We start from the raw sequence: 25,039 nt of genomic DNA on the forward strand, positions 1-25,039 counted from the left end.
AAAAGCATTCCAAATCAGATAGCAGTAGTTTGTCTGATGAAAGCTACTTGTTCATCAACCCTCATCACTCCCATCCAGCCGCCAGTACCCCGCAGCCTTGACGAACTCTTCCTCCAGCCCGAACTCACCGAGCAGTACCCGGCGCAGTTTGCGCGACAGCAGCGATTCGGTTGCGATCCAGGCGTACAGCTTGCCTTCAGGCATTTCCAGGCGGCGGGTGACGTCCACCAGATCCTGTTCGCCACGCACGATCCAGATCACGTCGACCTGTGCTTTGCTGTCAAAAACCTGCTGCTCACCCGAGTCTGCAACTTCAACGACGACCAGCGCACTGCGATTGGCTGGCAACTCCTCAAGACGCCGGGCAATAGCGGGCAGGGCGGTTTCATCGCCGATGAGCAGATAACTGTCGAAGATATCCGGCACGATCATCGAACCCCGCGGCCCGGCGATATTCAGAAACTGCCCCGGTTGGGCCTGTGCCGCCCAGGTCGCCGCAGGGCCTTCGCCATGCAATACGAAATCGATATCCAGTTCACCACTGACCGCGTCGTAGCGGCGCGGGGTGTAGTCCCGCATGACGGGTTTTGGCCCGTCGCTTGGGGCGCCCGGAATGAAGTTATCCAGCGCGGCCTGTTCTTCGGGTGTGGTGGCGAAAATCAATTTCACATGGTCATCGGGTCCCAGGCTGATGAAGCCGTTCAGGTCTGGACCATGCAAGGTAATCCGGCGCATTTTGGGTGTAATGTCCGTCACTCGCAGCACTTCAAGCTTGCGGCGTTTGATCTCATGGCTGACACGATGAATGGATTGCTGTGAATTCATACCGGCTTCTCCGAGGTGACGTGGGGGCCATCGACGATGGCTTTGGCGGTGTTGTTGAGCAGGTCGCGAACCCGGAGGATTTCTTCGAGGCTCCAGCGACCGTGGTGCAGTTGCAAGGCGTGGCGCAGGTTATGCACGGCCTCATGGATTTCCGCAGGACGATCATGACCGCGCAATGAGCGCTTGCTGACGTCTATACGCATCCTTACGCCATCCAGAGCGACTTTCTGCTCGGCCAATGAGGCACGACCTGCGTCAGTGACGGCATAGTGTTTTTTGCCACCTTGAGCGTCGCCTTCAATCAGCTCACTTTCTTCAAGGAAGGTCAGGGTCGGATAGATCACCCCTGGGCTTGGGCTGTAGGCACCGTCAAACATGCCTTCGATCTGGCGGATCAGGTCGTAGCCATGGCAGGGCTGCTCGGCAATCAACGCAAGCAGCAGTAATTTCAGATCGCCCGGGGCGAACACCCGAGGTCCGCGGCCGCCACGTTCCCGCCCAGGCCTTTTTTCAAAACCGTCTCGCCCATCGCCGTGCTCGCGGTGAGGCGGACGATGGTCGTTGTCGTGAGGGTCATCACGCATTTCTTCATCTCCTGTTACACGTTAGATATACCTTAAGATATATCTTAATAATTATGCAAAGGGATAAAGACGAACGGTTCTCGTTTGCGATCTTGCGAAAATTTATCGAAATGGTTGTAGCTCACGAGCAACGTGTGGCGCGGTGTTGCCGGCCTGACGCCTTCGCGAACAAGTTCGCTCCTACCGAGTGGCGTGGGTTGGGTAGGAGGTAACTTGTTGCCGAAAGGGTTAACGCGGTGGTGCTGGTCTGACGCTTTCGCGAACAAGTTCGCTCCTACCGAGTGTCGCGATGTTGGGTAGGAGGTAACTTGTTGCCGAAAAGGGTTAACGCGGTGGCGCCGGTCTGACGCTTTCGTGAACAAGTTCGCTCCTACCGAGTGTCGCGGTGTTGGGTAGGAGGTAACTTGTTGCCGAAAGGGTTAAAACGGTGGTGCTGGTCTGGCGCCTTCGCGAACAAGTTCGCTCCTACCGAGTGTCGCGGTGTTGGGTAGGAGGTAACTTGTTGCCGAAAAGGTTTGACGCGGTGGTTCCGGTCGGACGCCTCTCGCCACCAAGTTCGCTACAGTTGCGTTCTGATGGTCGGCTGGCAGAGCGTATGGCCACCCGGCTCCAGATACGGATTCAGAATCGGTGCCATGCCCTTGAGCACTTGCACGGGTAAGGCCGAAGTAAACCGAAAACCCTCTGCAGCCCGCCCTGGCACGAATGCGGTCAAGGTGCCGAAGTGGTTATCCCCCAGATAGAACACGAAAGTGGCTGTCCGGTTGATCGCTCGGGAACTGAGGATGCGTCCGCCCGCGCCGATGCTTTCGATACGGTTGTCGCCTGTCCCGGTCTTGCCGCCCATGGCGAGGATCGAGCCGTCCTGCAATTTGAAACTGCCGTGCACCCGCTTGGCGGTCCCGCCGTCGACCACTTGTGACAACGCTTCGCGCATGGCTGCGGCGACTTCGGATGGCAACACACGCTGACCCAATTCCGGATTATTGGCGAGGCGGGTTTCGTAAGGCGTGTCGGCAGCAAAGTGCAGGCTGTCGATGCGCAGTATCGGCAAGCGAATACCGTCGTTCTGGATGATGCCGATCAACTCGGCCAGCGCGGCGGGGCGGTCGCCGGAACTGCCGATGGCGGTGGCCAGCGAAGGCACCAGATGATCAAACGGATAGCCGACACGCTGCCAGCGTTGATGGATATCGAGAAAGGCCTCGACCTCCATCATCGTCCGAATCCGGCTGTCCCGTGCACTCTTATGGCGACTCTTGAACAGCCAGCCGTACACTTCCTGACGTTCATGTTGGCTGGCAGCAACAGCGTCCTTGAACTGCGCATCCGGGTGCTGCAGCAAGTAACCCACCAACCAGAGATCCAGCGGGTGGGCTTTGGCGATGTAGCCCTGATCCGGCAGGTTGTACTTGCCCGGCCCGTAGTTTTCATACAAATCCGCCAGACGTTTCTCGCTCAGCTTCGGCCCGGCCTTTTCTTCGGCCATGTGCGCACGGATGAAGGCATTGAAGTTGGCCTGATTGGCACCCGGCAACAGATAACGATGCACAGCCGCCAGTCTTATCGGCGTTGCATTGATACCGTCCAGAAACGTATCAAGCCGCTCCTGAGTGGTTTTGTCCTTGTAACGTTTCCAGAAACGCAGCAGGAATACCGACCCTTCACGGTCAGCGAAGCGACTCAGGTACTCCTGACGACGCGGGTCATCGTCATCCTTGAGCAGCTCGGCGCTATTGTTCGGTCCTTGATAAGTGCTGTAACGCACGACGTCTCGCATCAGCCGAATGAACGGCAGGTTGATCGACTCGCGCAGTGACTCACGCAGCGTTGGCAGGCGACTGTCGTCTTCCTTGCGGAAGTTGTTGAAGTGATGCATGCCGCCACCGGTGAAAAAGCTCTCTGCCGGGCTCGCCGAGTACCGCCGGTCCAGCGCCGCCGAAAGCATTTTCGACAGGTCACGATCCTTGTTTTGCATCAGATAATCCAGCGCCCAGCGGGTCAGCCGATCCTGATCGGCGACCGGCTCCTTGCCCAGTGCGCTGACGCTTTGCGCAGCGTAACGATCATGCAGTTCGGCGATGATCTCCAGATAGGTCGTCATCACCCGCATTTTCGCGGTGGAGCCCAGTTCCAGCTTGCTGCCTTCGTTGATGTCGAAAGGCTGGTCGGTGCTGTCCGTCTGGACCCTTACCCGTGATCCATCGGGGCCGCGCTCGAATAGCGTAAAGCTGTAGCGCACCTGAGTTGTGCTGACGGGAGTCAACAGACGCTCGCCCATCAATCCGACCTGTGCAGCGAAGGCCGGGTCCGCCAGATCTTTCAGGTACTGGCTGACGCTGTTTTGCAGCTCGCTTTGCAGGGTGCTGGTGGCCGAAAGATCAAGGCGATCAAGATCGTAAAGCGGACGATTGAGCAGTGCGGAAAGTCGGCTGCGGGCGACGCTGATACCTTTATTGGTCTCGATGGGCTGAATCGTCGGTTGCTCCGCCCAGTTGCGGTAACTCACCGTTGCTTCCAGTGCGGCATTGGCCAATGCGCTACTGATCACCTGATTTTGCGCCAGCAGACGAATGTGGCTGTCAGTCAGTTCCGCCAGCTCGGCGCGACCTTTCGCCAGATAGTGCGATGGTCGCCGCTGGGCGATGACCAAAGACAACACTTCGCGTAACGCCAGCCCCTGAGCGGCCATGCTTTGCGGGTCACTGGCGGTAGACGCGAGTAACTGATTGGTCTTCACGAAGTCCGCGCCATACCAGACCCGCAAACCCTCAGCCATCCCGTGCACTTCGCCATGGCCCGGCACTGCCGACAGCGGCACACTGTTCAGGTAATCACGAACAACGCGTTGACGTGCTTCTAAGGTTTGCTGGCCAGGTTGATAGGCGCGCACGCTGGCGGAAATCATCTGCCGAAGTTTTTCCGAGCCTGAAAGCGTAAGACCGTCAGGAGAGTGTCGATACTTCTCCAGTTGAGTAGCCAGCGTGCTGCCTCCCGCCGACTGCCCCGGCAAACCGAGCAGCTTCGCCACTTGAGAAATTGCTGCTTTTGCAAAGCGCGGCCAGTCCACTGCCGGGTTGGCCATTGGCTGTTGTGGATCAAGCAAATCCCGGTTTTCGATGAACAGCAGGCTGTGCACCAAAAGCGGCGGGATCGCGGCAAAGCTTGGGTAAAACTGCTGCGGATAACGAAATTGATAGACGTCGACACCGCGGCAATCGGTGATCGACAGTCCAGCCTGAATCTTCTCTTCATAGGGTACGAAGAAGCCACGCTTTGCGTAGGCCAGCAAGTCGGGGGAAAACCTTACCTGTTCGGTAATCAAATAGTCGCGCTTGAGCAGACGCGGCAGAAACTCGTTCAGTGACGAGTAGCCCAGACGTTTATCGAAGGGGCCTTCACCGGGGTAAAGCATCGAATCACTGGGGCCTGCATGCAGCGAGTAGCTCAGATTCGCCGCAAAGCGGCTGAACTCAAGCGCCTGCAAGCGCGAGCTGCGTGACTCGATTACCATCGCCACGGCCAGCGCGCCAATCCCCAAGAGCAGCAAAACCCAGATGACGCGCCACACATAGCTTTTGCGGCGAGGGGGTTTTGGCATGGGAGCTCGGTCGCGACTGTCTGCGGTAATCACAGTCTCTTTGGTATCTGCATGCCTTAAAACGCCCATTTCGATTGGCCCGGTTAAACCTGTTAATCGCACCTGACTCAAGCTTAGTCGCTGACCGGGATTGCGGGAAAAATTGTCTAGGGCTGTAGGACGCTTCCTGAGCAGCGGCGGGCTGCTTACCATTCCATGGCGTGCTCAGGCCGCAGGTCCATCAGCGGCTCATCAGGTTTATCGGCAAGCCCCGGGATTTGATAAACCCTGGATTCCATGAATTTTCGATACGCCCGTGTTTGCTCATCCTAAAACGTTTAATGCGTCGATAATCAGTTGGATTTGTAAGTTGAGTCGATGATTTATGTAGGAAATTCCCTCAAATATAAGAGTCAAGTAGGAAAATTCTGATTTTGATTGTTGAATATTGACTCGTATTTTAAACGGTGATTACGTCCGTTTTTTTCAGTTGCAGAAGCGTCTGGCTAAAACTTTAGTAATTATCAGGATGATAGAGATGAAGAAGAATAGAAGATTGAGGGTGGCGCAGTTGTGCGTGCCGTTGTTGGTGATGTCTTCGTTTGGTTTTCAGGTTCAGGCCGAAGTTAATGGTGTTGAGCAATTTGAGACTCAGCTTGATGCGACGATGGCGGCGGTGTCGTTGCCAGAACCTGATACATCCAGTTGTCAGAACACGCTAGATCAGATTAACGAACCAAAGGGCTTTCTTGAAAGCAAATCCGACGTCCGTTGCTATGTTTTTACTTCAATTCGTGGGCAGAAAGTTTTGCTTGCAGCTATAGCTGAGGAGCCTGAATCGTCTTGGCAGGTCGAATATTATGATGGTGTGTGGAAGACAAAAAATAACACGAGTGCGCTCGATCTACCTGGTTTGAAGCCTGGAGATCAAGTAGTCATGAGGGTTTCCTACAAACAAGACAAACCTTACCAGCGGACGGAATACAAAGTGGCCTTTGGATCGTACCCGGTCCTCAAGGATGCTTCACTGAGCGCTCCACCTGTCAGGAACCGTGTTCCTGTCGCCGACTCTGGATGGGTAGCTGGTTTGCAAACTCATGGTACGTTAACGTTCGAAGCAACATTTACTGATACCACAGGGATTCCATTGAAAGGCGCGTCAGCCAGTTTGCCGATTTATCTAAACCTGAAGTCTAAAGACCCAGAAGTGACGCAGTCCGCGCTGTCCGACGAGCGTGGAATCGCCACCGCGACATTCACGCTTAACAAATGTTACGGCGGAGAACTGGCCGCTCAGCGCAATGATGCTGGTGGAACCCATCATTGGGTATCTACTTACAATGTCGGGCGTTGGTTCGTATTCGACAAGCTTATTGGCGCAGAGAGTAAGGACAGTGAGTCGAAAAAAATGGCTGGCTTTGCTCATATCTGCACCCAGACTTTGAACAGAGGTAGAATCTAAAAATTTCCGGCTATCAGGGGCAGATAGTACATCTGCCCCTTTTTTCTCATCAGACTTCTACGTCGATCCTGTTTCGATTATTTGTATGGGTGCGATCATTTTCCTTTGGTTGTCCGAAAATATTAAGCTTGCCCGTGGTGTCTGCGAGCAGCGCGGCGTAATTTACCAAAGAGCTGAAATGTTTGTAGGAGAAGGGTTCCTCTTCTTCAGGACGTTTTAAAAAGCTTACATAGCTAATGATCGTTTCGGCGTGAGCCATGATGAGCTCTCTAAGTGGTTCATAGTCCTGCATGGCCTCTGTCAAGAAAGCAGTTTCAAGGTCGCTCAATAAATCAGAATTTAAAACTTTGACCTTTCCACTTGCATCGACTGTGAAGTCAAAGGGTGTAGCTGATAGTGTCGGGAAGTCTTTAGCAATTTTCTGTCTGAAGTTTTGCAGTTCAATGCTGATGTTCTCTATCAGGCTGCTGGCATTAGAAGCTAATGTATCCATTTGGTCACTGCGACATCCCCAGCAGCACTCATCCTTCTTAAGGGGAGCCCATCCTCTGTCGAGTGGGTCCGTTTCTCGTGTAAATACGATATCTCTAAATATAGGCCCCACCATAAACGGTTTGCAATTCAATACCTTCAGTGTGGTGTTCTCGCTTTCGTCGGAGGATATTAATCTTGTATACCTAATCGCAGATGTCGCCAGGACTTGCTCCACCTTAGGCTGATCAATTACTGAAGGCTTCAAAGGGGGCGACGCAATGGCATTGATGTTCACGAGTTTCCCTCTCCGTGTTGTAGGTCTCCCTCGGTGTAACGGCCATGTCCGAAAAAACTTGGCCTGATAATGTTGTGGGAAAATTCCGAGAAGCACTCTTATTGCGACGCTGTTCCCAAAAATCGGCTGCTTTTACGGGTTTTTGGTCGGCGGAGACTAAAATGTTGAGCAAGTCGTGATTTTTTCAGTGTTGGACGTAAGAACTTGTAAGTGTTAATTGTGAGAGACATACTACAAATAAAATTAAAAGTAGGAAACGTCTGATTTTTAAACAGCCTTGTTGACTCGGGTTTAAAGCAGTGATTACGTCCGGATTGTCAGTGTTTAGACCACTTGGCATAAACGAATTAAAACTATTGAGTCTATTTAGGAGTTTCAGATGCGTAAGAATAAAAAGCTGCTTTTGGGTATGGTTGTGTCCGCCGTTATTTCGGCGGGCCCTTATTCTGCATGGGCACAAGCGGTACCAGAGGGCAGTGCGACACAAACTGCCACAGCACCGATAATGGAAGAACCCGTATTCAGTGTGTTGACGGATAAGGTTCACAATTTCAGCGCCCGTTTAAACAGCGCTGTCTCCGAGCACTACTACGGTTTTACCGCTGTGAGAGGGCAGGATGTAATACTGAACCTGCAGAGTCAGCAACATATCAAGGTCGAACGGCATGTAGGCGGGGCATGGACGTTGGTCACCGTTAAAGGTATCAGTGTCCTCAAAAACCTGAAGCCGGGTGAGGAGATCATCATCAGGGTGACGCATATTCAGGCTGCGGCTTTTAATGGTGGGCAATATTCCCTGATATTCGGCTCCTATCCGGTGTTGAAGGATTTTGATCTAAAGCCCGAGGAAAATGTGTTACGGATTCCGTATGGCTATAGCGATCCTGTCTGGCTGCCCGGTCAAGCTCATAAGCAGGCCAAAGCTATGGCGCAATTTACTGACACAACAGGTGCGCCGTTGGAGGGGGCGATCGTAGGTTATGGACTAAAATTCGGCGGGGGCTATCGAAAAGATATAAGTGGGGGCCTTGTGTCGGACGTCGAAGGCAAAGCGTCGGGGCTTGTGGAGATCGGGCCATGCCAAGGCGGGGATCAGGCTAGGGATTTTGTTGATTATAGTCAGGGCTACAATAATACATGGAGGACGAACTATCGTGTAGGCGAATATTATTACTTGAATTTCCTGGCAGGGGGCGACCTTTCTGAGGAATACAAATTCGGACATATTTGTCATCAGCGTCTGATTAGCAGTAGACGATCCTGAGTCCATAGAATAGCGGCCTGTCAGATATTTCTGGCAGGCCGTTTTTCTTAACTATGCATAAGTGTCAAGCAAGGGGCGCGCGCGTTTTTCCGCGTTCTCTAAAATCTGCCTAGTAAATAAACTATCGAGAGATGCCCCCATGCCTCCCCATTTTTTATTAAGTATATCTCCATAATCGACAGTGTTCTGAAAGTTCTCACTATTGAGGTTAAATCTCCCACCAAATCTTTGGGTGTCTTTTTCTACCAATTGGATCAATAGTTTGGAATGCTTGTAGACGTGGTGCTTGATGTCCTTGAATGTATTGATTTCCTCAGTTAGCCAGGATTTATCAGCCTCGCCCAATTTCCCTGAGTCCAATATTTTTATTTTCGAGCTCTCATCCAGCGTGAATCCGAATCCTGCTGAAGCGATATCAGGGCGCAGGTCTCTAAGGCGTTCGTAAAACTCACCGTACTGCCGGCAAATGTCGATTTGCCTGAGTGCAGCGTCAATGGTCAAGCAAGCAAGTTCTAAAACGTCATCTTTGCACTCCGTCGAGACGTACTCAAGTGAATTTTCGGTTTGCAGAGGCTCTGCCTTATATTTTTGGTGATCTACGACATCGCTATGTTCCGTATTTTTTGTGCGCTCGGCGGAGCGTTCCTGCTCGTTGATGATCGAAGCGGGTGGTTGAAGATGGTTGAGTCTCATTGCGGAGTTGATATTCACGAATGCATCCTTTCAGTAGTTCCATATTTCTTTAACGGCCAGTGAGTAAAAACGTGTACTGAGAAGGTTGTAGGAAACTTTTTGGAGGGGGTTATAGTGAGAGGCTGTTCTCAGATTGACCTTTAACTCCAGACTATCGATAGCGGCATATAGACTGCAAAATTATTCACAGAAAAAACTCCTGTCCCGCCTTGCGGCGGGCAGCGTCGTTTCGCTATGCGTACGTATTGATTCGCGGTTCTGACCTCATGGGTGTATAGCTGCTCACCATTTTTAAAGATCTGCCATGAAAGTCACGGTTTGAGGTGTTAAGGATGTCCCTGTAGTCAATGGTCGTTTGAAAGTTATGCCTGTTCAAGTTGTACTTGCCGAAATCCCTTCTGTGATCCACGAGCGCCATCAGCGCTTTGGAGTGGGCATGGACCGAACTTCTGAAATCTTTAAACTTGTTAATTTCGTCGGTCAACCACAGTTTGTCCGCCTCACTTAATGGCTGTCGTCCGTCCAGTATCTTGATGTTTGCGTTTTCGTCCAGGGTGAAACTGTAGTTTGTCGAGAAAATGTCTGGTCGGAGGTCGTTAAGGCGCTTGGAGAATTCTTTAAATGATGAATTTATCTTGTCAAGTTTGTGGGATGATTCTAAGGTTATATTGATTAGGTATATCCCTTCCTTACACAGTTCCATAACGGGATCATCAAACTTTAGCTTTAGCCATGGCGCTTCCTCATAGACGTAATGCTCAATTTCTTCCACCTTCTGGGACGCTTTTGCGGCTGTGTGCAGTGCGAATTTCTCCACGCTATCCGTCTTGCCAACCACCAGGGTGTCCACCTCTGTGATCGGCTTTTCAATACCCCTGACCTTACCAGGCACCACCGAATAAAGGTTGCTGACGCTCGCTGCAGAATTGATTTCCAAAATGACTTCCTCTTGAGTTTCCTTACCTCTTTCTTAGCGGCCAATTAAGGAAAAACTTGGCCTGATAAAGGTGTAGGAAACTTCTGAGAGGAGGCCTTATTGTGACGCTGGTCTCAAACTGCGACCGCATTTGCTGGTTTTGGTCGGCCGAGGCGTTTGTTGAGGTCAAGCCAGGCGGCCATCAGCATCATCAGGCCGAGACCGAGGAGGGCAGTGCAGATTTGCATTGGCCAGGTATCACCGGCCAGTGCGTTGATCATGTCGGCCATTGGCGCGAGCAAGACGCCCAGGCAGAAGATCTCCAGCGAGTAGCGCCCCATTCGGCAGGCTTGTTGCGCGGGCCAGCTTTTCACCCATGTGTTTTGTGCGGGTAACAGTTTGGCGACGCAATACGCCAAGGCCAGAAAATGCAGTAAACGCAGTGGACCCAGATCGGTCTTGTTGATCGGGTAGAGCCCATCGGCGACGAACTGCGGCATCAGGACCGGATGCAGTACCGGGAATTTCCACGAGAATGCCATGACCGCCGCAACTAACAGATACATCGCAGAGATCATTAACAGGGGCTGCCTGGTCAGAGGCCGCGGTTCGATATCGGTTGAGGGTTTCGATTCGGCAGTCAGTGCACACGCGCCGCCGAGCACGAACAATAATTGCCAGGCCACCGGGTTGAAGTACCAGACGCCACCGCCTTCATAAGCCGAAATATTCCAGCCCAGCAGCGGCACCATCAGATACAGCCCAATCGACAGACCTACCGTCAGGGTCATGTTGCGCAACATCATCGGCAGAATAAGCGGCAAGGCCAATAGCAAAAGGATGTAAAGCGGCAGCGGGTCGGTCAGGTTGGGTTTAAAGCGCAATAGCAGTTGATCGGCCAGGGCTTGCTGCGGGTCAGCGACAAAATGTTGCAGGCCCATTTCCTGAATCATGTCCCGGGTTTCTACGTAATGATTGGCAACGAAAACAATGCCCATCAACAGCGTCAGTAGAAAGATGTGCACGACATAGAGCACCCAGGTGCGCCGCAGAATTCGTACGGTAGAAACAACAAAGCCGTCACGTCGGGCAATACGGCCGTAGGCAAGGATGGCAGCGTAACCCGCCAGGAAGACGAAAATTTCCGCAGCGTCACTGAAGCCGAAGTTGCGTACGGTCAGTTGAGCAAGTGGGTTGTCGGGCACGTGATCCCAGAAAATGAAGATCAGCGCCAGGCCCCGAAAGAAGTCGATGCGCAGGTCGCGTCCGTTAGTCATAACGGTAGGCTCTTTAATGTTGTAAGGGATAAAGATCAGCCGCGAGGGCTCTAGGTTCCGCGCCGCCGGTCACTCAAGGTGGCCTGGCTTGTCCGGCGGCGCGGCAGGGTGGAGGATTTTCAGCGCAAATGCAAAGGCAGGCTAATTACAGAATGTCTCGATACCGTCAGGTGCCTGGAGAGGGCCTCCGACCATTGGTCATACGCCATTGATGGTGGTGACCTTTAATTAGTTTGTCATCCAGTGGTGCTGTCGGTTGTCAGGGAAGCCGGTAAGTGATGTGAAGCCAGGGTGATGCCCGCATGACACCTGATCTAAGAGGATTTTCACGCTATCTGTTGATAGGCATCTGCAACACTGTTATCCATTGGACGGTGTTTCTTGTCTTGTGCTTGGGCTGGTTCGCCCCTCAATCTTTGGGCAATCTGGTCGGCTTTGTTGTAGCTGCTTCTTTCTCGTTTTACGCCAATGCTCTTTATACCTTCAGCGCTCGATTGTCATGGTCGGGCTATCTGCTTTTCATGTTCTTCATGGGGGCGATGAGCTTTATTGTTGGCCATATATCGGATGGGCAAGGGACACCTCTGCTGGTGACGCTTGTTGTTTCTTCAGGGCTTAGCTTGAGCCTTGGCTATTGCTGCTCCAGGTATCTGATTTTCAGGAGGCACCCTTGAAAATCTCCCTGATAGCGCCGGTTTTCAACGAAGCGTTGGCTATTCCACTATTTTACCAAGCTGTCAGGCAGGAACCCTGGTTGCACGGAAACACCGTGCAGATTGTCTTTATCAATGACGGCAGCACCGATCAAACCGAACAGGTAGTTCGGGCACTGATTGCGGGTGATGACGAAGTGCTGCTGATAAACCTGTCCCGGAACTTTGGCAAAGAAGCCGCCCTTCTCGCTGGCCTCGAATACGCCAGTGGCGATGCCGCCATTCCAATAGACGTCGATTTGCAGGACCCGATCAGCGTTATTCCACGCATGGTCATTGAGTGGCAAAGAGGAGCCGATGTGGTGTTGGCCAGGCGCCAGGACCGCTCGGTTGACAGTCGTTTGAAACGTTACGCGGCCGCGTTTTTTTATCGAGTCATGAATGTCATTGGTAGTACACGGATTGAAGCAAACGTAGGTGACTTCCGCCTGATGGATCGCAAGGTCGTGGACGTTATAAAAGCACTGCCGGAGCATGAATTGTTCATGAAAGGATTACTTTCCTGGGCGGGATTCCATACGGTGATCATTGACTACACTCGCGCGGCTCGGGTTGCCGGGCAAACCAAATTCAACATGAGGAAGCTTTGGCATCTCGCGCTGGATGGCGTAACTTCATTTAGTACAGTACCGCTACGGATCTGGACCTATATTGGCTTGGCACTTTCATTTTTTGCGGTGTGCCAGGGAATTTTCCGTGCGGTGGACAGCTTCGTGTTGGGTCACGCTATCCCCGCGTATTCGCCATTGATGACAGCTCTGCTGTTAGTAGGCGGTATCCAACTTATCGGGATTGGTATCCTCGGAGAATATGTGGGCCGCATTTACATGGAGGCGAAACACAGACCCCGTTATGTGGTGAGAAATACGGTGGGTATACAGCCTGAAGTTCTGGGTGTTTCGTCAAAACAGGCAAGTGGGGCCTAGGGTGCGTTATCTCGGGGAAATTAATTCCCGGTGTTTGACGGACTTAAAGATGTAGAGGGTTCCAGGGGAGTTGTGTTCAACGGAAGGAGATATCTATGCAACCTGCTTCTCGGTTAGTTTGGCTAGGCAAGATTATTCGGGATTATAAAATCTTTCCAATTGTAGTGGTTGCCGTCTCGGTTCGTTTATACGGTATCACCTACTCAGCTGTCTGGTTTGACGAAGCGTACAGTGTATTGATAAGCGAAACGACTCCCTCCTTGATAAGGTTTCATACTGCACAGGATGTGCACCCACCCCTTTATTATTTTTTGCTTCATTTCTGGATGATGTTTTTCGGCGAGAGCGTATTCTCAATTCGCGTGATGAGTGCGCTGATGGGGACTTTGACGGTCCTCGTCAGTGTATGGCTGATGGGTATGATAGCTTCCAGACGAGCCGCCATTCTGGCAGGCTTTCTGTCAGCTTTATTACCGATTGCTGTTCGATACAGTCAAGAAGCGCGGATGTATGCTTTGTTGGCGCTGTGCTGTATCGCGGCGACACTGATGCTGGTTTACTGGGTAAAAAAACCTGAACATCACCGGTATCTTTGCGCTTATGCGTTCTTTATGGTGTCAGGTTTTTACACGCATTATTTTGCGTTCCCGTGCCTTGTTGTACATTGGCTCTATCTACTTTTTGTTCGCGACAGAGGTCAATTTTTAATCAGAAAAGGATCGTGGTGGATAGCTAATCTGGCGATGCTTGTGCTGTACCTTCCCTGGATCCCTCTATTAATTGAACAACTGGGGCGTACAGGCGGAGTTGGCTGGATCCCTCCGATGAGTTTACTCACCGTTATTTCGCAGATTTGGATTTTTTTTACGCTTGAACCCAGCTCTAATTGGCCAATAATGGCTTATCTATTTGTACCGTTGCTAGCGATCCTCGTGGGGTGGGGACTGTTGAAGCGGGACCCCGACAGCCATCGGTTTAATTTACTCATCGTCTTGTACACCTATGGGCCTATTCTGTCGATGGCCTTGGTGTCACTGAAAGTACCTCTGTTCTGGACGCGTTATTTTTTATTTTCGGCGATGGGGTTGCCGTTGCTGATAGCGCTCTCGCTCGACCACCTAATGAATCGCTCTTTTCGGATCGGCTTCCTCTGCTTGATCGCGGTGGTCGGCGCGCAGGCAGGCGGCCTTTACAACGTTTATAGCGGCACCTACTGGCTGAATAATCCCTATCAACGCTACGAGACAGGTATCGACAAAGTCGTTAGCTATATGAACGCGCAATGGGCCGCAGGTGACAGGGTTTTGGTGTATGGTAGTTACCTGTATCCTGGGGCTATCTATTACAGCAGGCGGAGAACCATGCCGCTTCTTTATACCCCCGGGCACGAACTGGAAGGGCGCCCTGGTAGAGGTAGCGCCGGCTCCTTCTGGTATGAGGACGCCGACACTTTATATATGGATAGCTACACATCGGTCCCCGTTGATACGCAACGAGTATGGTTTATCTATGAGACCGATCTATCCACGTTCGATGTTCCTGACCATTGGCGCCCCATCAGTCATTTTACTTCTGGGGATACTCAGGTATGGCTTTACTCACTCAACCCATTTCACCTCGCTAACTCGCAGCGAGGCAAATTCCACGCTGTCAAGCAATCGCATTAGGCTCAAAACTATCAGCCCGCGCCATCTGCCACATCGTGGAATAGAAGCTTCCATCCACTTCGCCATTCAATAACTGCCCCGGCTCGAGGAACACATGGGACTGGGAAAACAGTTTGATTTCAGTGGCCGACATCCGTCGTACCAGATGTTTGGCCTCCAGTTGCGAAGGATGATCCAAACCCGCAGCCGCGAGCATTTCAGCCAGCCCCTTGAGTGTATTGCGATGGAAGTTGAAGACCCGCTCGGCTTTGTCCGGTACTACCAGTGCGCGCTGGCGCAGGGCGTCTTGAGTCGCAACGCCGGTGGGGCATTTGTTGGTGTGGCACGATTGCGACTGAATGCAGCCAATGGCGAACATAAAGCCTCGTGCTGAGTTGGCCCAGTCGGCGCCGATGGCCAACACGCTGGCGATATCGAAGGCGCTGACGATCTTGCCGCTGGCACCCAGTTTGATCTTGTCTCGTAGATTCAAGCCGACGAGGGTGTTGTGCACGAACAATAAGCCTTCGCGCATCGGGACGCCCATGTGGTCAGTGAACTCTACCGGCGCAGCGCCGGTGCCGCCTTCGGTGCCATCTATCACGATAAAGTCAGGAAGAATGCCGGTGTCCAGCATGGCTTTGGCGATGCCCATGAACTCCCATGGATGCCCCAGGCAGAACTTGAAGCCCACGGGTTTGCCGCCCGAGAGTTCACGCAGTTGAGCGATGAACTGCATCAGTTCACCAGGCGTGGAGAACGCGCTGTGGCGTGACGGTGAAACGCAGTCCTCGCCCATGAGGATGCCGCGTGTTTCGGCGATTTCCTTGGTGACCTTGTGTTTGGGCAGGATGCCGCCGTGGCCCGGCTTGGCACCCTGGCTCAACTTGATTTCTATCATCCGGACTTGCGGATCCTGTGCTTGCGCTGCGAAGCGCTGCGGATCGAAACGGCCATCTGCCGTCCTGCAACCGAAATAACCGCTGCCCAGTTCCCAGGTCAGGTCGCCGCCGTATTCCCGATGATAAGGGCTGATGCTGCCTTCACCCGTGTCATGGGCGAAATTGCCAAGCTTTGCGCCTTTGTTCAGCGCACGAATGGCATTGGCGCTGAGCGAACCAAAGCTCATCGCCGAAATGTTGAATATCGAGGCCGAGTAAGGCTGCGTGCATTGCGGGCCGCCGACGGTGACCCGGAACGCATTCGGATCGCTCAGTGGGGCGGGGCGCATGGAGTGGCTGATGAACTCGAAGCCGGTCTGGTAGACATCAATCAGCGTGCCGAAAGGCTTGTCCGCTGATTCGTTCTTGGCGCGGGAATACACCAGCGAACGTTGTGCGCGGGAGAAAGGCAGGGCGTCGCTGTCGGATTCCAGCAGGTACTGACGGATCTCTGGGCGTATGGCTTCTACGGCGTAGCGAATGTTGCCGAGAATAGGGTAGTTACGACGCACCGAGTGAGGCGATTGCAGCAGATCGATTATCCCTACCAGCGACAGCAAGGCAGTCAGCAACGTAAAGGGCCACAGCCATTCGTGGTGCCAGAATGGCACGCTGAGCAGGGTAAAAAGCACACAACCAACGAAGAAGGCGTAACGACTGAGAATCGACAGACTCATACGGTTTCCTGGGGGCTAAGGACGGGGTTTTCGATCTGATTTTTGGGTGTTTCTGACTCAGCGCCGTTCCTGCGGCGACAGTCGCTGTGGTCATTCAGCAGGTCGGGAGTCAGAGGGCAGCAGGTCTTCTGTCTTCTGAAGACTATCGGCAGAATTGAGGATAGCTGAACGATAGGGATCGAGCCGGGCAGGCGGCGAATTCAGTCCGCCAGAACCCAGGGTTTGATATGGCGAATGCGCTCGGCCATTTCGTAGACATCCTCTCGTCCTTCATGGCTGGTCCAGCGCAGATGTTCGATCAGCGCCTGTTCCCTGGGGTTTAGCGCGACGAAACCCAGCTCATCGGCTTTGCGCATGAAGGTATCGCGAGGTTGCGAGGGGGTACTGGCGGCGATCACTTCCTGCAGCGCGCTTTGTAGCATTGAGACATAGCCGACCAGCATCGACGGGTTGCACAGCACGTCGGTCTTGTTGACGTAGCCGTCAAGCAGACGCAGCGAATCCCTTGCTTCGATCAGGCGGCTGTAGGCGTGGGGGGAGATTTGGTAATGATCGGGTTGAGACATGGCTTGCTTCCATCCGGCCGGTGCGCCAGGAGACCAGTCCCGGACCGTTGATCCAGCAACGGCGGGTCGAACCTTAGCGGCTAGTGCCTACCTAATCAAGTTCACGAATGATGCAAGTCACGACAATCGATTTTGGTCTGAATAGGGTGATATGTTATGTTGTAACTAAAATTCACTCAGTGATTCGGAGACATCATGAAACCTGATATCCACCCTGCTTACCGTCAAGTGCTGTTCCATGACACGGCAGCTGATGCGTTCTTCCTGATCGGTTCGACCGTCGATACTGATCGCACGCAAAAACACAGCGATGGCGAAACCTATCCCTACGTAGCACTCGATGTGTCGAGCGCTTCACACCCGATGTACACCGGGCAACAACGTAAAACCACCACTGAAGGCCGAATTGCGGGCTTCAACAAGCGCTTTGCCACGTTTGGCTCTGGCGCGAAAAAAGACACCGCCGAAGCTGAATGATGCGGTTCTGTCTCACGGGATGGACGATCAGAACCTGATCCTCCATTCCGTGAGATTTTTTTTGCCTTTTTTTGACTTCGACGACCATCTGCGCGCATCGCTACTGGACTAACGCGCGATTTTGCTTTTGACTCTGCGGCCTGAAAATCAGGAGTTGCCGCTTTGAAAAAATCAGTCGCTATCCTCTTCGGAGGACAATCCAGCGAACACGAAGTCTCGCTGCAGTCAGCCAGGAACGTGATCAACGCGATCGATCGCGGCACCCATGATCTGACGTTGATTGGCATCGACAAGTCGGGCCGCTGGCTGTGCTTCGATGAAAGCGATTACCTGCGTAATGCCAACGATCCGGCAAAGATCAGCCTCAGTGCTTCGGGCAAGCGCCTGGCGTTGTTGCCGGGCAGTGCTGGCGGGCAGTTTGTCGATGTCGAGTCGGGTGTAGAACTGCCACGCATAGACGTCGTATTTCCCTTGATCCATGGCGCGTTCGGCGAAGACGGTTGTTTGCAGGGTCTGTTGCGCATGCTGGCGATTCCCTGCGTGGGGCCGGATGTGCTCGCCTCGGCGGCCTGCATGGACAAAGACGTGACCAAGCGCCTGCTGCGTGACGCTGGTATTGCCGTGGCTCCGTTCGTGGTGGTCAGTCATGGAGAGTCGGTGGAGTACGCGACAGTCGTCGCACAGCTTGGCTTGCCGATCTTCGTCAAACCGGCGAGTCAGGGCTCGTCGGTAGGTGTCAGCAAAGTTACTGATGAAGCCGGTTACAGCGCCGCGCTGAAACTGGCCTTCGAATACGACCACAAGGTGTTGATCGAAAAAGGCATTGTGGGTCGAGAAGTCGAATGTGCAGTGCTCGGCAACCGTCAGCCGCAAGTCAGTGTCTGCGGTGAAGTGATCGCCAACGACGAGTTCTATGCCTACGACACCAAATACCTGAACGGTGACCAGGCGCGCATCGCGATCCCTGCCGAACTGGCGTCCGATGTCAGCGACGAGGTGCGTCAAGTTGCGCTGCGTGCTTATCAAGTACTGGGCTGTGCCGGTCTGGCCCGGGTGGACTTCTTCGTCACTGAGGCGCGGGACATCATCATTAATGAAGTGAACACGATTCCCGGCTTCACCTCGATCAGCATGTACCCCAAGCTGTGGCAGGCCACGGACTTGTCCTACGCCGGTCTGATTGATCGTCTGATCGCGCTGGCACTGGAGCGTGCTGATGAAGCGCGTCAACTCAAGACCGAGATATTTTCATGAGACTGATTCATATCGCTGCAGCGTTGTTGATAGGGCCAGACGGACGGACCTTGCTGGTACGTAAGCGCGGCACCCAGGCGTTCATGCAGCCGGGTGGCAAGATCGACGCCGGTGAGTCCGCTGCCGAAGCGCTGGCGCGGGAGCTTGAGGAAGAGCTCGGGTTGCGGATCGATCCAGCCAACGCGGGTTATCTCGGTTCTTTCGCGGCGCCTGCCGCTAACGAGCCAGGGTTCGAGGTGCGCTGCGAGCTGTTCGAAGTGCGCATCAATGTCGAGGTCGTTCCCGCTGCGGAAATCGAGGAAGTCGTCTGGATCAGCGCCGACAGCCACTCGGATCTCAGTCTGGCACCGCTGACCCGGGACACCATCCTGCCGATCTATCGGAGCATGCTCGCCGAGGCCTGATCAGCATCAGGCTTTTCCGGGAATCCCGTATTTACGCAAGCGATGGGCAATGGCGGTGTGCGAGGTCTGCAAGCGCGCCGCCAGTTGCCGGGTCGACGGATAGTCGGCGTAGAGCTTTTCCAGCAAGGTTTTTTCGAAGGTATCGACAGCCTGTTCCAGGCTGCCGACTTCGCCATCAACTTCCCCGGCAACGGCTGTGCCGGCGATGTCCAGATCACCGATGTCTACCAGATTGCTTTCACTGATGGCCGCCGCGCGGAAAATCACGTTCTGCAATTGACGCACGTTGCCCGGCCAGCGATTGCCCAGCAACGCCGGATAAGTGCCGGTAGCAAGTCGGCAGACCGGGCGCTGAATCTGTGCGCAAGCCTGTTCCATGAAGTAGCGCGCCAGTAACAGAATGTCCTGTCCGCGATCGCGCAAGGGCGGGACTTCCAGATTGAGCACATTCAGGCGGTAGAACAGGTCTTCGCGGAAGGTGCCTTCGCTGACCATTTTTTCCAGGTTGCGATGCGTTGCGCTGAGGATGCGCACGTTGACCTTTACTTCCTTATCCCCGCCGACACGCCTGAAGCTGCCGTCGTTGAGGAAACGCAATAGCTTGGCTTGCAGGTACGGCGACATTTCGCCGATTTCATCGAGAAAAACAGTGCCCTGATTCGCCAGCTCCATCAGCCCCGGTTTGCCACCTCGTTGCGCCCCGGTGAATGCGCCGGGGGCGTAACCGAACAGTTCACTCTCGGCGAGGTTTTCCGGCAGGGCGGCGCAGTTGAGTGCCAGAAAGGGCGCGCTGTGTCGGGCGCTGGTCGCGTGGCAGGCGCGAGCCACCAGCTCTTTGCCGGTGCCGGTTTCACCCTGAATCAACAGTGGCGCGTCCAGCGCAGCAACCCGCTGTGCGCGGGCCTTCAAGGTGCGGATAGCCGTGGACTCGCCCAGCAGCGCATCGAAGCCTTCGGCATGGTCGTGATGCAAGGCCGACAGACGCTCACCGATACGGCTTGGCTGGTAAAGGGTGAGCAATGCACCCGCATCGGTAATCGGCGTAGCGTCCAGCAAGAACGCTTCGCCGTTGAGCGTGACTTCACGTAAAGGCAGGCGAAAGCCGTTTTCCAGCAATGCGCTGTGCAGACCCGGATCGGCAAACAACTCGGCCACCGGTTCACCGGCAGGCTCGCGCCCGATCAGCGCGATCAACGCCGGGTTGGCCAGCAGCACATGCCCGGCACTGTCCAGCGCCAACACCGGATCGGTCATGGCTGCCAGCAATGCATCGAGCTGCAAGTGGCGACGCTGGCCGGGCAGAATATCAACGACCGTAATGGCTTCAACGCCACGCACCCGGAACAGCGCGTCCTTGAGTTCTTCAAGGACCTGGTGGCTGAGGGTCGGTGCGTCGATGTAAACGTTGGGCGGCACCATTTCCACCGCATCCAGATTCAGATTGCGCCCACCCAGAATGGCCAGGACTTCCTGAGTGATGCCGACGCGGTCGATGAAGCTGACGTGGATACGCATGGGGCGCTAAAGGTTCTGGGTGAAGAGGGGGGGCATTATGCCAGTAAAACCGGGGTGCAACGCTCAACTGGAATGAGTCTGGCGGGGTAACTGTGGTTTGAGATGCCACGGTCGCCTACCGTAGACCGCCTTTTCACAGCATTCCGTTGGAGCGAGGCTTGCCCGCGAATCAGCCGACGCGGCAGGGCAGACGAACCGCATTATCGTTCTTCGCGGGCAAGCCTCGCTCCAACAGTGTCTCTGCGCCCTATCTCAAACCAAGTGCTCTGGCTTCACCGGTTCGCCCGGTTCGATGCCCAGCTTGTCGTGAACGTCCTTGAACATACGGTCGTATTCTTCATGCATCGCCAGTGGCACCAAAGCGGTGTGCGGCATGCCGTGTTTGACCGCGATCTGGTTGGCGTTGTGAGCAAAGTTGCAGGCCAGATCTTTTGGCAGTAAGAATTCATCCTCGAACGTGTTGCCTGCGACTTCGCCCTGCATCGTGAAATGCATGGATTTGCCTTCCTCAGGATGCTCGCTGACTTCGTAACGGATATGAATGTCATAGCCGAAATCCGATGCTTGCAGCGGCGCGCGAGTGATATGCAGATGGCCTGGTTCGAACATGTCATTGCCCCTTGGCTGGTCGATGAGTGTCACGGTAGACCCGGTAAGGTCCGTTGACGTTCAGGGAATGTGAAGATTCAACCTTAGGCCATGTCGAGTGACAGTGGCGTGACGAGGATCAGTGCTCAGGACTTGCTGCTGACTGGCTCTGGCCGCGACCATATCCACAGGTTGCCTAGCAGCATGCCGCCAACGGCGGCATACACCGGCCAACCGTGCATCAGATAAAGCATCAAACCCGCACAGAGCAGCATGCTGATGGTCGCGCTTATCTTGGCATTGCGAGTCACCTTCCGACCATTGCGCCAGTTGCTCAGGATCGGACCAAACAGCTTGTGGTTTTCCAGCCACGCGCTCAGGCGCGGCGAGCTTTTGGTCGCTGCCCATGCCGCGAGAAGGATGAACTCGGTCGTCGGCAGGCCCGGAATGAAAATAGCGACAATCCCTATGCCCAGACTGACGTAGGCGAGGATGCCGAACAGAAGGCGAGAGAGTCTGGTACCGGGTGGTTTGGAGGTCATGGTCACTACAGGCAGGTTCAGAAAGCCCGGCCAGCTTAACAGCACCGGGCGTTTTTTCATGCTTGAACCGACTCGACCTTTGGCGCATGGGCATAGGCGTGCTGGAGCAGCACATTGAAGCGTTCGAACGCCGCGATCGCGCCTTGATCCGCCTGAGCCTCTTCCTGCTCGGTGAAGTCTAGCCCGTCCAGGGTTCTGATAAAGCTTTTCCAGCCTTCCGCCCGGCCGCCTGCTGGCTCGCCCAAATGCCGGGCTCCGAAGCTTTCGCTCAGGTTCAGCGCCGCGGCACGCTTGATCAAAAAGGCCGCGCCCAGTTTGGAACCCTCGGACACAAACAGCCAGCCCATGGCCTGAGCCCTGGTCGGGTTGTGCACCGCACCGGAGATAGTGGGTGGAGTGTCAGTGTTCAGGTCGGCAAGATCGGCTTTGGCCTGTTCTGCGCGGCACCGTGCAGGCAGGTCCGGGACGATTTTCTTCAACTCGGGGTCGTTGTACAGCGCCTGCAGCTCTGCCTGAAACAGATACTGGGCGACGAGGAAGCGCTTGTAGCTTTCCAGCGTTTCAAAGGGCGCATTGGCTTTTACTGCCTTGTCGAGTTGCTCGTGCGGCGCGTGGGTAATCTGGTTCAGGCGCTGGGAACGCAGGGCAGGGCGGTTGTGCTCGGAGGTCATTGGGTTCTTCCCTGGTAAACATTGAGAGGATGTTAAATAGACGAATGACTCACCCTTGAAGCGTAAAAAAACATGCCGCCGAAGATCATCGACGGCACGCTTTCAGGGGTTGATTGCTTAGATATCCCAGACCACGTTGACGCTGAGGTTGCGGCCGGGCTGAGTCAGGCGGTCAAGGTTGGCCGGAGCGGTGACGGCCGCTTCTCCAGCGCTGTCATAGCCGCGCACGTCGTCCCATAGCCAGTATTTTTTGTCGGTGAGGTTGTACAGGCCCGCATTCACGGTTACATCGTTGGTGACCTTGTAGTACCCGCTGAGATCAAGCACACCGAAGCCCGGCGTTTTAAACTGGCTTGATGAACCGTCTGGCTCATTGAATTCAAGGTCACTCACACGGTCCTTGCGTTTGACCAGCGTCCAGCTGAGCAGCCCGCCATAATTATCCTGTTCGTAGCCAAGACCGAACACACCTGTCAGTGGGTTGATGCTATTGAGCGGCTCGCCACTGTCGTTGTTGCGCCCATACAGGTAGGTAATGGCGCTTTGGGTATAGAGGCCTTTTGGAGCGCCAAACGTATCCAGATTCAGGCGACCTTTGAGTTCAACGCCCTTGATGGTCGCATGAGCGATGTTGTTCGCCTGGAAGGTCGATCCGGTAGCAGTGCCAGGCTGAATCTGGTCTTCATCAATGAAGTCGCGGTATTTGTTGTAAAACACTGCAACGTCGAAGGTGCCTGCTTCAAAGCGGCCACGGAGACCGGTTTCATAGCTCTTGCTCTTTTCCGGCTCGAGATCAGGATTAGGCTCGACGGTGTAACCGCTTTGCAGGTTTTCGAAACGTCCGTAAAGCGCTTTGGCGCTTGGCGTGCGGAAGCCTTCCGCATATTGGCCGTACCACGTGTACTGATCATTGAAGGCATAGGTCACGCCCAGCTTGGGCGACACGCGATGCCATTTCTGGCTTTCGTCACTGACGCTGTCCCGATCCTCACCCACCGTGTTGAGAAACTCTTGAGTGATGTGCGGATCCAGACGGGTGTAGTCGTAGCGGACGCCTGGCAGGAACGTCCAGTCGTTCCAGCGGATTTCGTCCTGTGCAAACAGGCTGTAGGTACTGATAGTGGGGTCCGGGAAGTCACTGGAAGGGGCCAGGGTGTTTTGAGGCAGTACCTGGCCGGCTGCCCTGCAAGTACCGAACCCCGCCGTCGACGCGCAGACTTCACCGCCGCTGCGCTGGCCGGTGACTTTCTGCTGCTTGAGGGTGGTGCCATAAGTCAGCAGGTGCTCGGTGTCGCCAATGCTGAAGGCCTTGTCCAGCTGAGCATCGAGAATCCACTGACGTTCTTTGTAAGTGGTCGCGCGCGAGCGCCACACATCCCGCGTGATCGGGAAGTAGCGCTCGAGTGTCGTCTGATCGGTCTTTGCAATCTGATAGTTCAGACTCCATTTGACGTTATCCGCCAGCAGGCTGTTGAGCTCGAAGCTGTTTTCCAGACCAAACCGCTCGCGGCTGATAGTGTCGTTCCCGGTGCGTCCACGGTAAAAGTTCAGGCCGGTACCGACCCCGCCAGTGAACAGCCCGCCGACAGCGCTCTGTTGGTCAGTGTCCCGGTCATCTTTGTATTTTTCGTAGGTCAGTCCCAGGCGTGAACCCTCGCCATAGTTCCAGCCCAGCTTGGCCAGAATGTTGGTGGTGCGGGCATCCTCGGGGTTGGCTTGCGTCCGCTCCAGGCCGGTACCGCCCGTGCTGCCATAAGATTCGGTCTCGTGGCCGTTGCGCTGGCTCAGGTGCAGCAAACCGTCAAAGTCACCCTGGCGTGCGGCGAATGTCCCAGAGGTGAGCCAGCTTTCATCGGCCGAGCTGTAGCCGGTCTTGAGGCGCGCGCCGACGTCCTTGCCGTCCTTGATGATGTCGTCGGCATCAAGGGTGTAGTAGCTGACCGCGCCGCCGATGGCGCTGCTGCCATAAAGGGCCGATGCCGGGCCACGCAGAATCTCGACGCGTTTGACGATTTCCGGGTCGACGTAATTACGGTGGGTGTTGGCATACGGACCGGAGAAATAGTTGTCAGGCACTTCGACGCCGTCCACCTGAGTCAGGATCCGGTTGCCGTCGATGCCGCGAATGTTATAGCCGGTGGTGCCCGAACGTTGACCGGCACCGCCCACGGAAACTCCCGGTTCATAGCGCACAAGGTCACGAATGGTATTCACGTTCTGCCGATCCAGTTCCGCACGTTCATGGACCGAAACCGAACTGGGTACCGACGCAATATCCTGAGCCTGGCGAGTAGCGCTGACCGTGATCTGGCTCAGTGCAACAACTCCGTCGCTGCGTTTTTCCAGCACCACATTGTTGTTTCCCATCGTGCGGTAGCTCAGGTGCGAACCGGCCAACAGTTTTTCCAGTGCGTTGGCAGGTGATAGCGAACCGCGTGCGCCGGGGGAAGTGACGTTGTTGGCCAGCTCAGAAGAAACCCCTACCTGCCAGCCAGTGATGCGGCTGAACTCGTTAAGCGCCGTAGTCAGTGGTTGTTGCGAGATGTTGAATGCGTAAACCCCGGCAGTCCGGGTCGATGCCGTTGTTGTGTCGGCTTCGCTGGCGTTGGCTGCGTGCAAAGCGCCGGACCAGCCAGCAGCGGACAGAACCGCCAGGGTCAACAGCGAGAGGGCGGACTTGTGCAGCCCTGCGGTGCGGGACGCATGGGGCGTGACGGGATTACGCATTGTCGATGGGGCTCCGTTGTGC

22 protein-coding genes are annotated in these 25,039 nt (G+C 54.6%); 8 read left to right on the forward strand and 14 right to left on the reverse strand.

Features of this window, described 5'->3' with window-relative positions:
• Nucleotides 1-54 precede the first annotated feature (54 nt).
• The 3 genes from RX972_RS14085 to RX972_RS14095 all read right to left on the reverse strand — a co-directional run bounded on the left by RX972_RS14085 (nt 55) and on the right by RX972_RS14095 (nt 5,079).
• Nucleotides 55-825, reverse strand: coding sequence for a siderophore-interacting protein (locus RX972_RS14085; protein WP_122707978.1), 771 nt, complete (start codon nt 823-825; stop codon nt 55-57).
• Nucleotides 822-1,409 (reverse strand): PadR family transcriptional regulator, encoded by a 588-nt coding sequence (locus RX972_RS14090; protein WP_231677080.1) that lies wholly within the window; start codon nt 1,407-1,409, stop codon nt 822-824. The genes RX972_RS14085 and RX972_RS14090 overlap by 4 nt, the downstream gene beginning before the upstream one ends.
• 559 nt (nt 1,410-1,968) lie before the next feature.
• A complete protein-coding gene (locus tag RX972_RS14095) occupies nt 1,969-5,079 on the reverse strand; it encodes a transglycosylase domain-containing protein (RefSeq protein WP_316876144.1) in 3,111 nt (1,036 codons plus the stop codon).
• A gap of 448 nt (nt 5,080-5,527) precedes the next feature.
• Here RX972_RS14095 and RX972_RS14100 point away from each other — a divergent pair, with 448 nt between their 5' ends.
• On the forward strand, nt 5,528-6,451 hold the full coding sequence (locus tag RX972_RS14100; protein ID WP_316876146.1) for a hypothetical protein: 924 nt from the start codon (nt 5,528-5,530) through the stop codon (nt 6,449-6,451).
• 49 nt (nt 6,452-6,500) lie between these two features.
• Here RX972_RS14100 and RX972_RS14105 read toward each other — a convergent pair whose 3' ends face one another.
• The gene (locus RX972_RS14105) at nt 6,501-7,220 is read right to left on the reverse strand and encodes a hypothetical protein (RefSeq protein WP_316876148.1); all 720 of its coding nucleotides are present in this window, start codon (nt 7,218-7,220) and stop codon (nt 6,501-6,503) included.
• A gap of 379 nt (nt 7,221-7,599) precedes the next feature.
• On the opposite strand from RX972_RS14105, the gene RX972_RS14110 reads away from it, so the two are divergent.
• Complete coding sequence (locus tag RX972_RS14110; protein ID WP_316876150.1) at nt 7,600-8,484, forward strand: hypothetical protein; 885 nt, start codon at nt 7,600-7,602, stop codon at nt 8,482-8,484.
• A gap of 51 nt (nt 8,485-8,535) precedes the next feature.
• Here the strand turns inward: RX972_RS14110 and RX972_RS14115 are convergent, their stop codons facing one another.
• The 3 genes from RX972_RS14115 to RX972_RS14125 all read right to left on the reverse strand — a co-directional run bounded on the left by RX972_RS14115 (nt 8,536) and on the right by RX972_RS14125 (nt 11,370).
• A complete protein-coding gene (locus tag RX972_RS14115; protein ID WP_316876152.1) occupies nt 8,536-9,195 on the reverse strand; it encodes a hypothetical protein in 660 nt (219 codons plus the stop codon).
• Between the two features lie 214 nt (nt 9,196-9,409).
• A complete protein-coding gene (locus RX972_RS14120; protein WP_231677087.1) occupies nt 9,410-10,114 on the reverse strand; it encodes a hypothetical protein in 705 nt (234 codons plus the stop codon).
• Between the two features lie 113 nt (nt 10,115-10,227).
• Nucleotides 10,228-11,370, reverse strand: coding sequence for an OpgC domain-containing protein (locus tag RX972_RS14125; protein WP_316876155.1), 1,143 nt, complete (start codon nt 11,368-11,370; stop codon nt 10,228-10,230).
• A gap of 302 nt (nt 11,371-11,672) precedes the next feature.
• Here RX972_RS14125 and RX972_RS14130 point away from each other — a divergent pair, with 302 nt between their 5' ends.
• The 3 genes from RX972_RS14130 to RX972_RS14140 all read left to right on the forward strand — a co-directional run bounded on the left by RX972_RS14130 (nt 11,673) and on the right by RX972_RS14140 (nt 14,676).
• Nucleotides 11,673-12,044: a GtrA family protein gene (locus RX972_RS14130; RefSeq protein ID WP_099267555.1), complete on the forward strand. Its 372-nt coding sequence runs from the start codon at nt 11,673-11,675 to the stop codon at nt 12,042-12,044.
• Nucleotides 12,041-13,009, forward strand: coding sequence for a glycosyltransferase family 2 protein (locus RX972_RS14135; protein ID WP_316876157.1), 969 nt, complete (start codon nt 12,041-12,043; stop codon nt 13,007-13,009). Before RX972_RS14130 ends, RX972_RS14135 begins: the two co-directional genes overlap by 4 nt.
• Before the next feature lie 95 nt (nt 13,010-13,104).
• The gene (locus RX972_RS14140) at nt 13,105-14,676 is read left to right on the forward strand and encodes a glycosyltransferase family 39 protein (RefSeq protein ID WP_316876159.1); all 1,572 of its coding nucleotides are present in this window, start codon (nt 13,105-13,107) and stop codon (nt 14,674-14,676) included.
• Here RX972_RS14140 and RX972_RS14145 read toward each other — a convergent pair.
• Nucleotides 14,660-16,273 (reverse strand): FMN-binding glutamate synthase family protein, encoded by a 1,614-nt coding sequence (locus RX972_RS14145; RefSeq protein ID WP_316876161.1) that lies wholly within the window; start codon nt 16,271-16,273, stop codon nt 14,660-14,662. The genes RX972_RS14140 and RX972_RS14145 overlap by 17 nt on opposite strands.
• Nucleotides 16,274-16,473: 200 nt before the next feature.
• A complete protein-coding gene (locus RX972_RS14150; RefSeq protein ID WP_316876162.1) occupies nt 16,474-16,839 on the reverse strand; it encodes a hypothetical protein in 366 nt (121 codons plus the stop codon).
• A 195-nt stretch (nt 16,840-17,034) separates the two neighbouring features.
• Here RX972_RS14150 and RX972_RS14155 point away from each other — a divergent pair, with 195 nt between their 5' ends.
• The 3 genes from RX972_RS14155 to RX972_RS14165 all read left to right on the forward strand — a co-directional run bounded on the left by RX972_RS14155 (nt 17,035) and on the right by RX972_RS14165 (nt 18,974).
• The gene (locus tag RX972_RS14155) at nt 17,035-17,316 is read left to right on the forward strand and encodes a type B 50S ribosomal protein L31 (RefSeq protein ID WP_099267559.1); all 282 of its coding nucleotides are present in this window, start codon (nt 17,035-17,037) and stop codon (nt 17,314-17,316) included.
• Between the two features lie 162 nt (nt 17,317-17,478).
• Complete coding sequence (gene ddlA, locus RX972_RS14160) at nt 17,479-18,570, forward strand: D-alanine--D-alanine ligase (protein ID WP_122707953.1); 1,092 nt, start codon at nt 17,479-17,481, stop codon at nt 18,568-18,570.
• Nucleotides 18,567-18,974, forward strand: a complete 408-nt coding sequence (locus RX972_RS14165) for an NUDIX domain-containing protein (protein WP_316876166.1) — start codon at nt 18,567-18,569, stop codon at nt 18,972-18,974. The genes ddlA and RX972_RS14165 overlap by 4 nt, the downstream gene beginning before the upstream one ends.
• A gap of 6 nt (nt 18,975-18,980) precedes the next feature.
• On the opposite strand, the gene RX972_RS14170 is transcribed toward RX972_RS14165, so the two are convergent.
• The 5 genes from RX972_RS14170 to RX972_RS14190 form a co-directional block, all read right to left on the reverse strand.
• Nucleotides 18,981-20,489 carry a sigma-54-dependent transcriptional regulator gene (locus tag RX972_RS14170; RefSeq protein ID WP_316876167.1) on the reverse strand — a complete coding sequence of 503 codons (1,509 nt, stop codon included), beginning with the start codon at nt 20,487-20,489 and terminating at the stop codon, nt 18,981-18,983.
• 252 nt (nt 20,490-20,741) lie between these two features.
• Entirely contained in the window at nt 20,742-21,098 is a 357-nt protein-coding gene (locus RX972_RS14175) for a DUF5064 family protein (protein ID WP_027899817.1), read from the reverse strand.
• 125 nt (nt 21,099-21,223) lie between these two features.
• Nucleotides 21,224-21,679, reverse strand: a complete 456-nt coding sequence (locus RX972_RS14180; protein ID WP_231677096.1) for a YbaN family protein — start codon at nt 21,677-21,679, stop codon at nt 21,224-21,226.
• Nucleotides 21,676-22,290, reverse strand: coding sequence for a biliverdin-producing heme oxygenase (locus tag RX972_RS14185; RefSeq protein WP_231666072.1), 615 nt, complete (start codon nt 22,288-22,290; stop codon nt 21,676-21,678). The genes RX972_RS14180 and RX972_RS14185 overlap by 4 nt, the downstream gene beginning before the upstream one ends.
• 117 nt (nt 22,291-22,407) lie before the next feature.
• Nucleotides 22,408-25,017 carry a TonB-dependent receptor gene (locus RX972_RS14190; RefSeq protein WP_316876175.1) on the reverse strand — a complete coding sequence of 870 codons (2,610 nt, stop codon included), beginning with the start codon at nt 25,015-25,017 and terminating at the stop codon, nt 22,408-22,410.
• Nucleotides 25,018-25,039: the final 22 nt, after the last annotated feature.

The organism is Pseudomonas syringae group sp. J309-1 (genome assembly GCF_032582135.1).
GTDB classification, from domain to species: Bacteria; Pseudomonadota; Gammaproteobacteria; order Pseudomonadales; family Pseudomonadaceae; genus Aquipseudomonas; species Aquipseudomonas quasicaspiana.

Bases quoted from the DNA above. Each gene is read 5' to 3' on its own strand.
- RX972_RS14085 (WP_122707978.1), bottom strand. From the start codon at position 825: ATGAATTCACAGCAATCCATTCATCGTGTCAGCCATGAGATCAAACGC.
- RX972_RS14090 (WP_231677080.1), bottom strand. From the start codon at position 1,409: ATGCGTGATGACCCTCACGACAACGACCATCGTCCGCCTCACCGCGAG.
- RX972_RS14095 (WP_316876144.1), bottom strand. From the start codon at position 5,079: ATGGGCGTTTTAAGGCATGCAGATACCAAAGAGACTGTGATTACCGCA.
- RX972_RS14100 (WP_316876146.1), top strand. From the start codon at position 5,528: ATGAAGAAGAATAGAAGATTGAGGGTGGCGCAGTTGTGCGTGCCGTTG.
- RX972_RS14110 (WP_316876150.1), top strand. From the start codon at position 7,600: ATGCGTAAGAATAAAAAGCTGCTTTTGGGTATGGTTGTGTCCGCCGTT.
- RX972_RS14125 (WP_316876155.1), bottom strand. From the start codon at position 11,370: ATGACTAACGGACGCGACCTGCGCATCGACTTCTTTCGGGGCCTGGCG.
- RX972_RS14130 (WP_099267555.1), top strand. From the start codon at position 11,673: ATGACACCTGATCTAAGAGGATTTTCACGCTATCTGTTGATAGGCATC.
- RX972_RS14140 (WP_316876159.1), top strand. From the start codon at position 13,105: ATGCAACCTGCTTCTCGGTTAGTTTGGCTAGGCAAGATTATTCGGGAT.
- RX972_RS14145 (WP_316876161.1), bottom strand. From the start codon at position 16,273: ATGAGTCTGTCGATTCTCAGTCGTTACGCCTTCTTCGTTGGTTGTGTG.
- RX972_RS14150 (WP_316876162.1), bottom strand. From the start codon at position 16,839: ATGTCTCAACCCGATCATTACCAAATCTCCCCCCACGCCTACAGCCGC.
- RX972_RS14155 (WP_099267559.1), top strand. From the start codon at position 17,035: ATGAAACCTGATATCCACCCTGCTTACCGTCAAGTGCTGTTCCATGAC.
- RX972_RS14165 (WP_316876166.1), top strand. From the start codon at position 18,567: ATGAGACTGATTCATATCGCTGCAGCGTTGTTGATAGGGCCAGACGGA.
- RX972_RS14170 (WP_316876167.1), bottom strand. From the start codon at position 20,489: ATGCGTATCCACGTCAGCTTCATCGACCGCGTCGGCATCACTCAGGAA.
- RX972_RS14175 (WP_027899817.1), bottom strand. From the start codon at position 21,098: ATGTTCGAACCAGGCCATCTGCATATCACTCGCGCGCCGCTGCAAGCA.
- RX972_RS14180 (WP_231677096.1), bottom strand. From the start codon at position 21,679: ATGAAAAAACGCCCGGTGCTGTTAAGCTGGCCGGGCTTTCTGAACCTG.
- RX972_RS14185 (WP_231666072.1), bottom strand. From the start codon at position 22,290: ATGACCTCCGAGCACAACCGCCCTGCCCTGCGTTCCCAGCGCCTGAAC.
- RX972_RS14190 (WP_316876175.1), bottom strand. From the start codon at position 25,017: ATGCGTAATCCCGTCACGCCCCATGCGTCCCGCACCGCAGGGCTGCAC.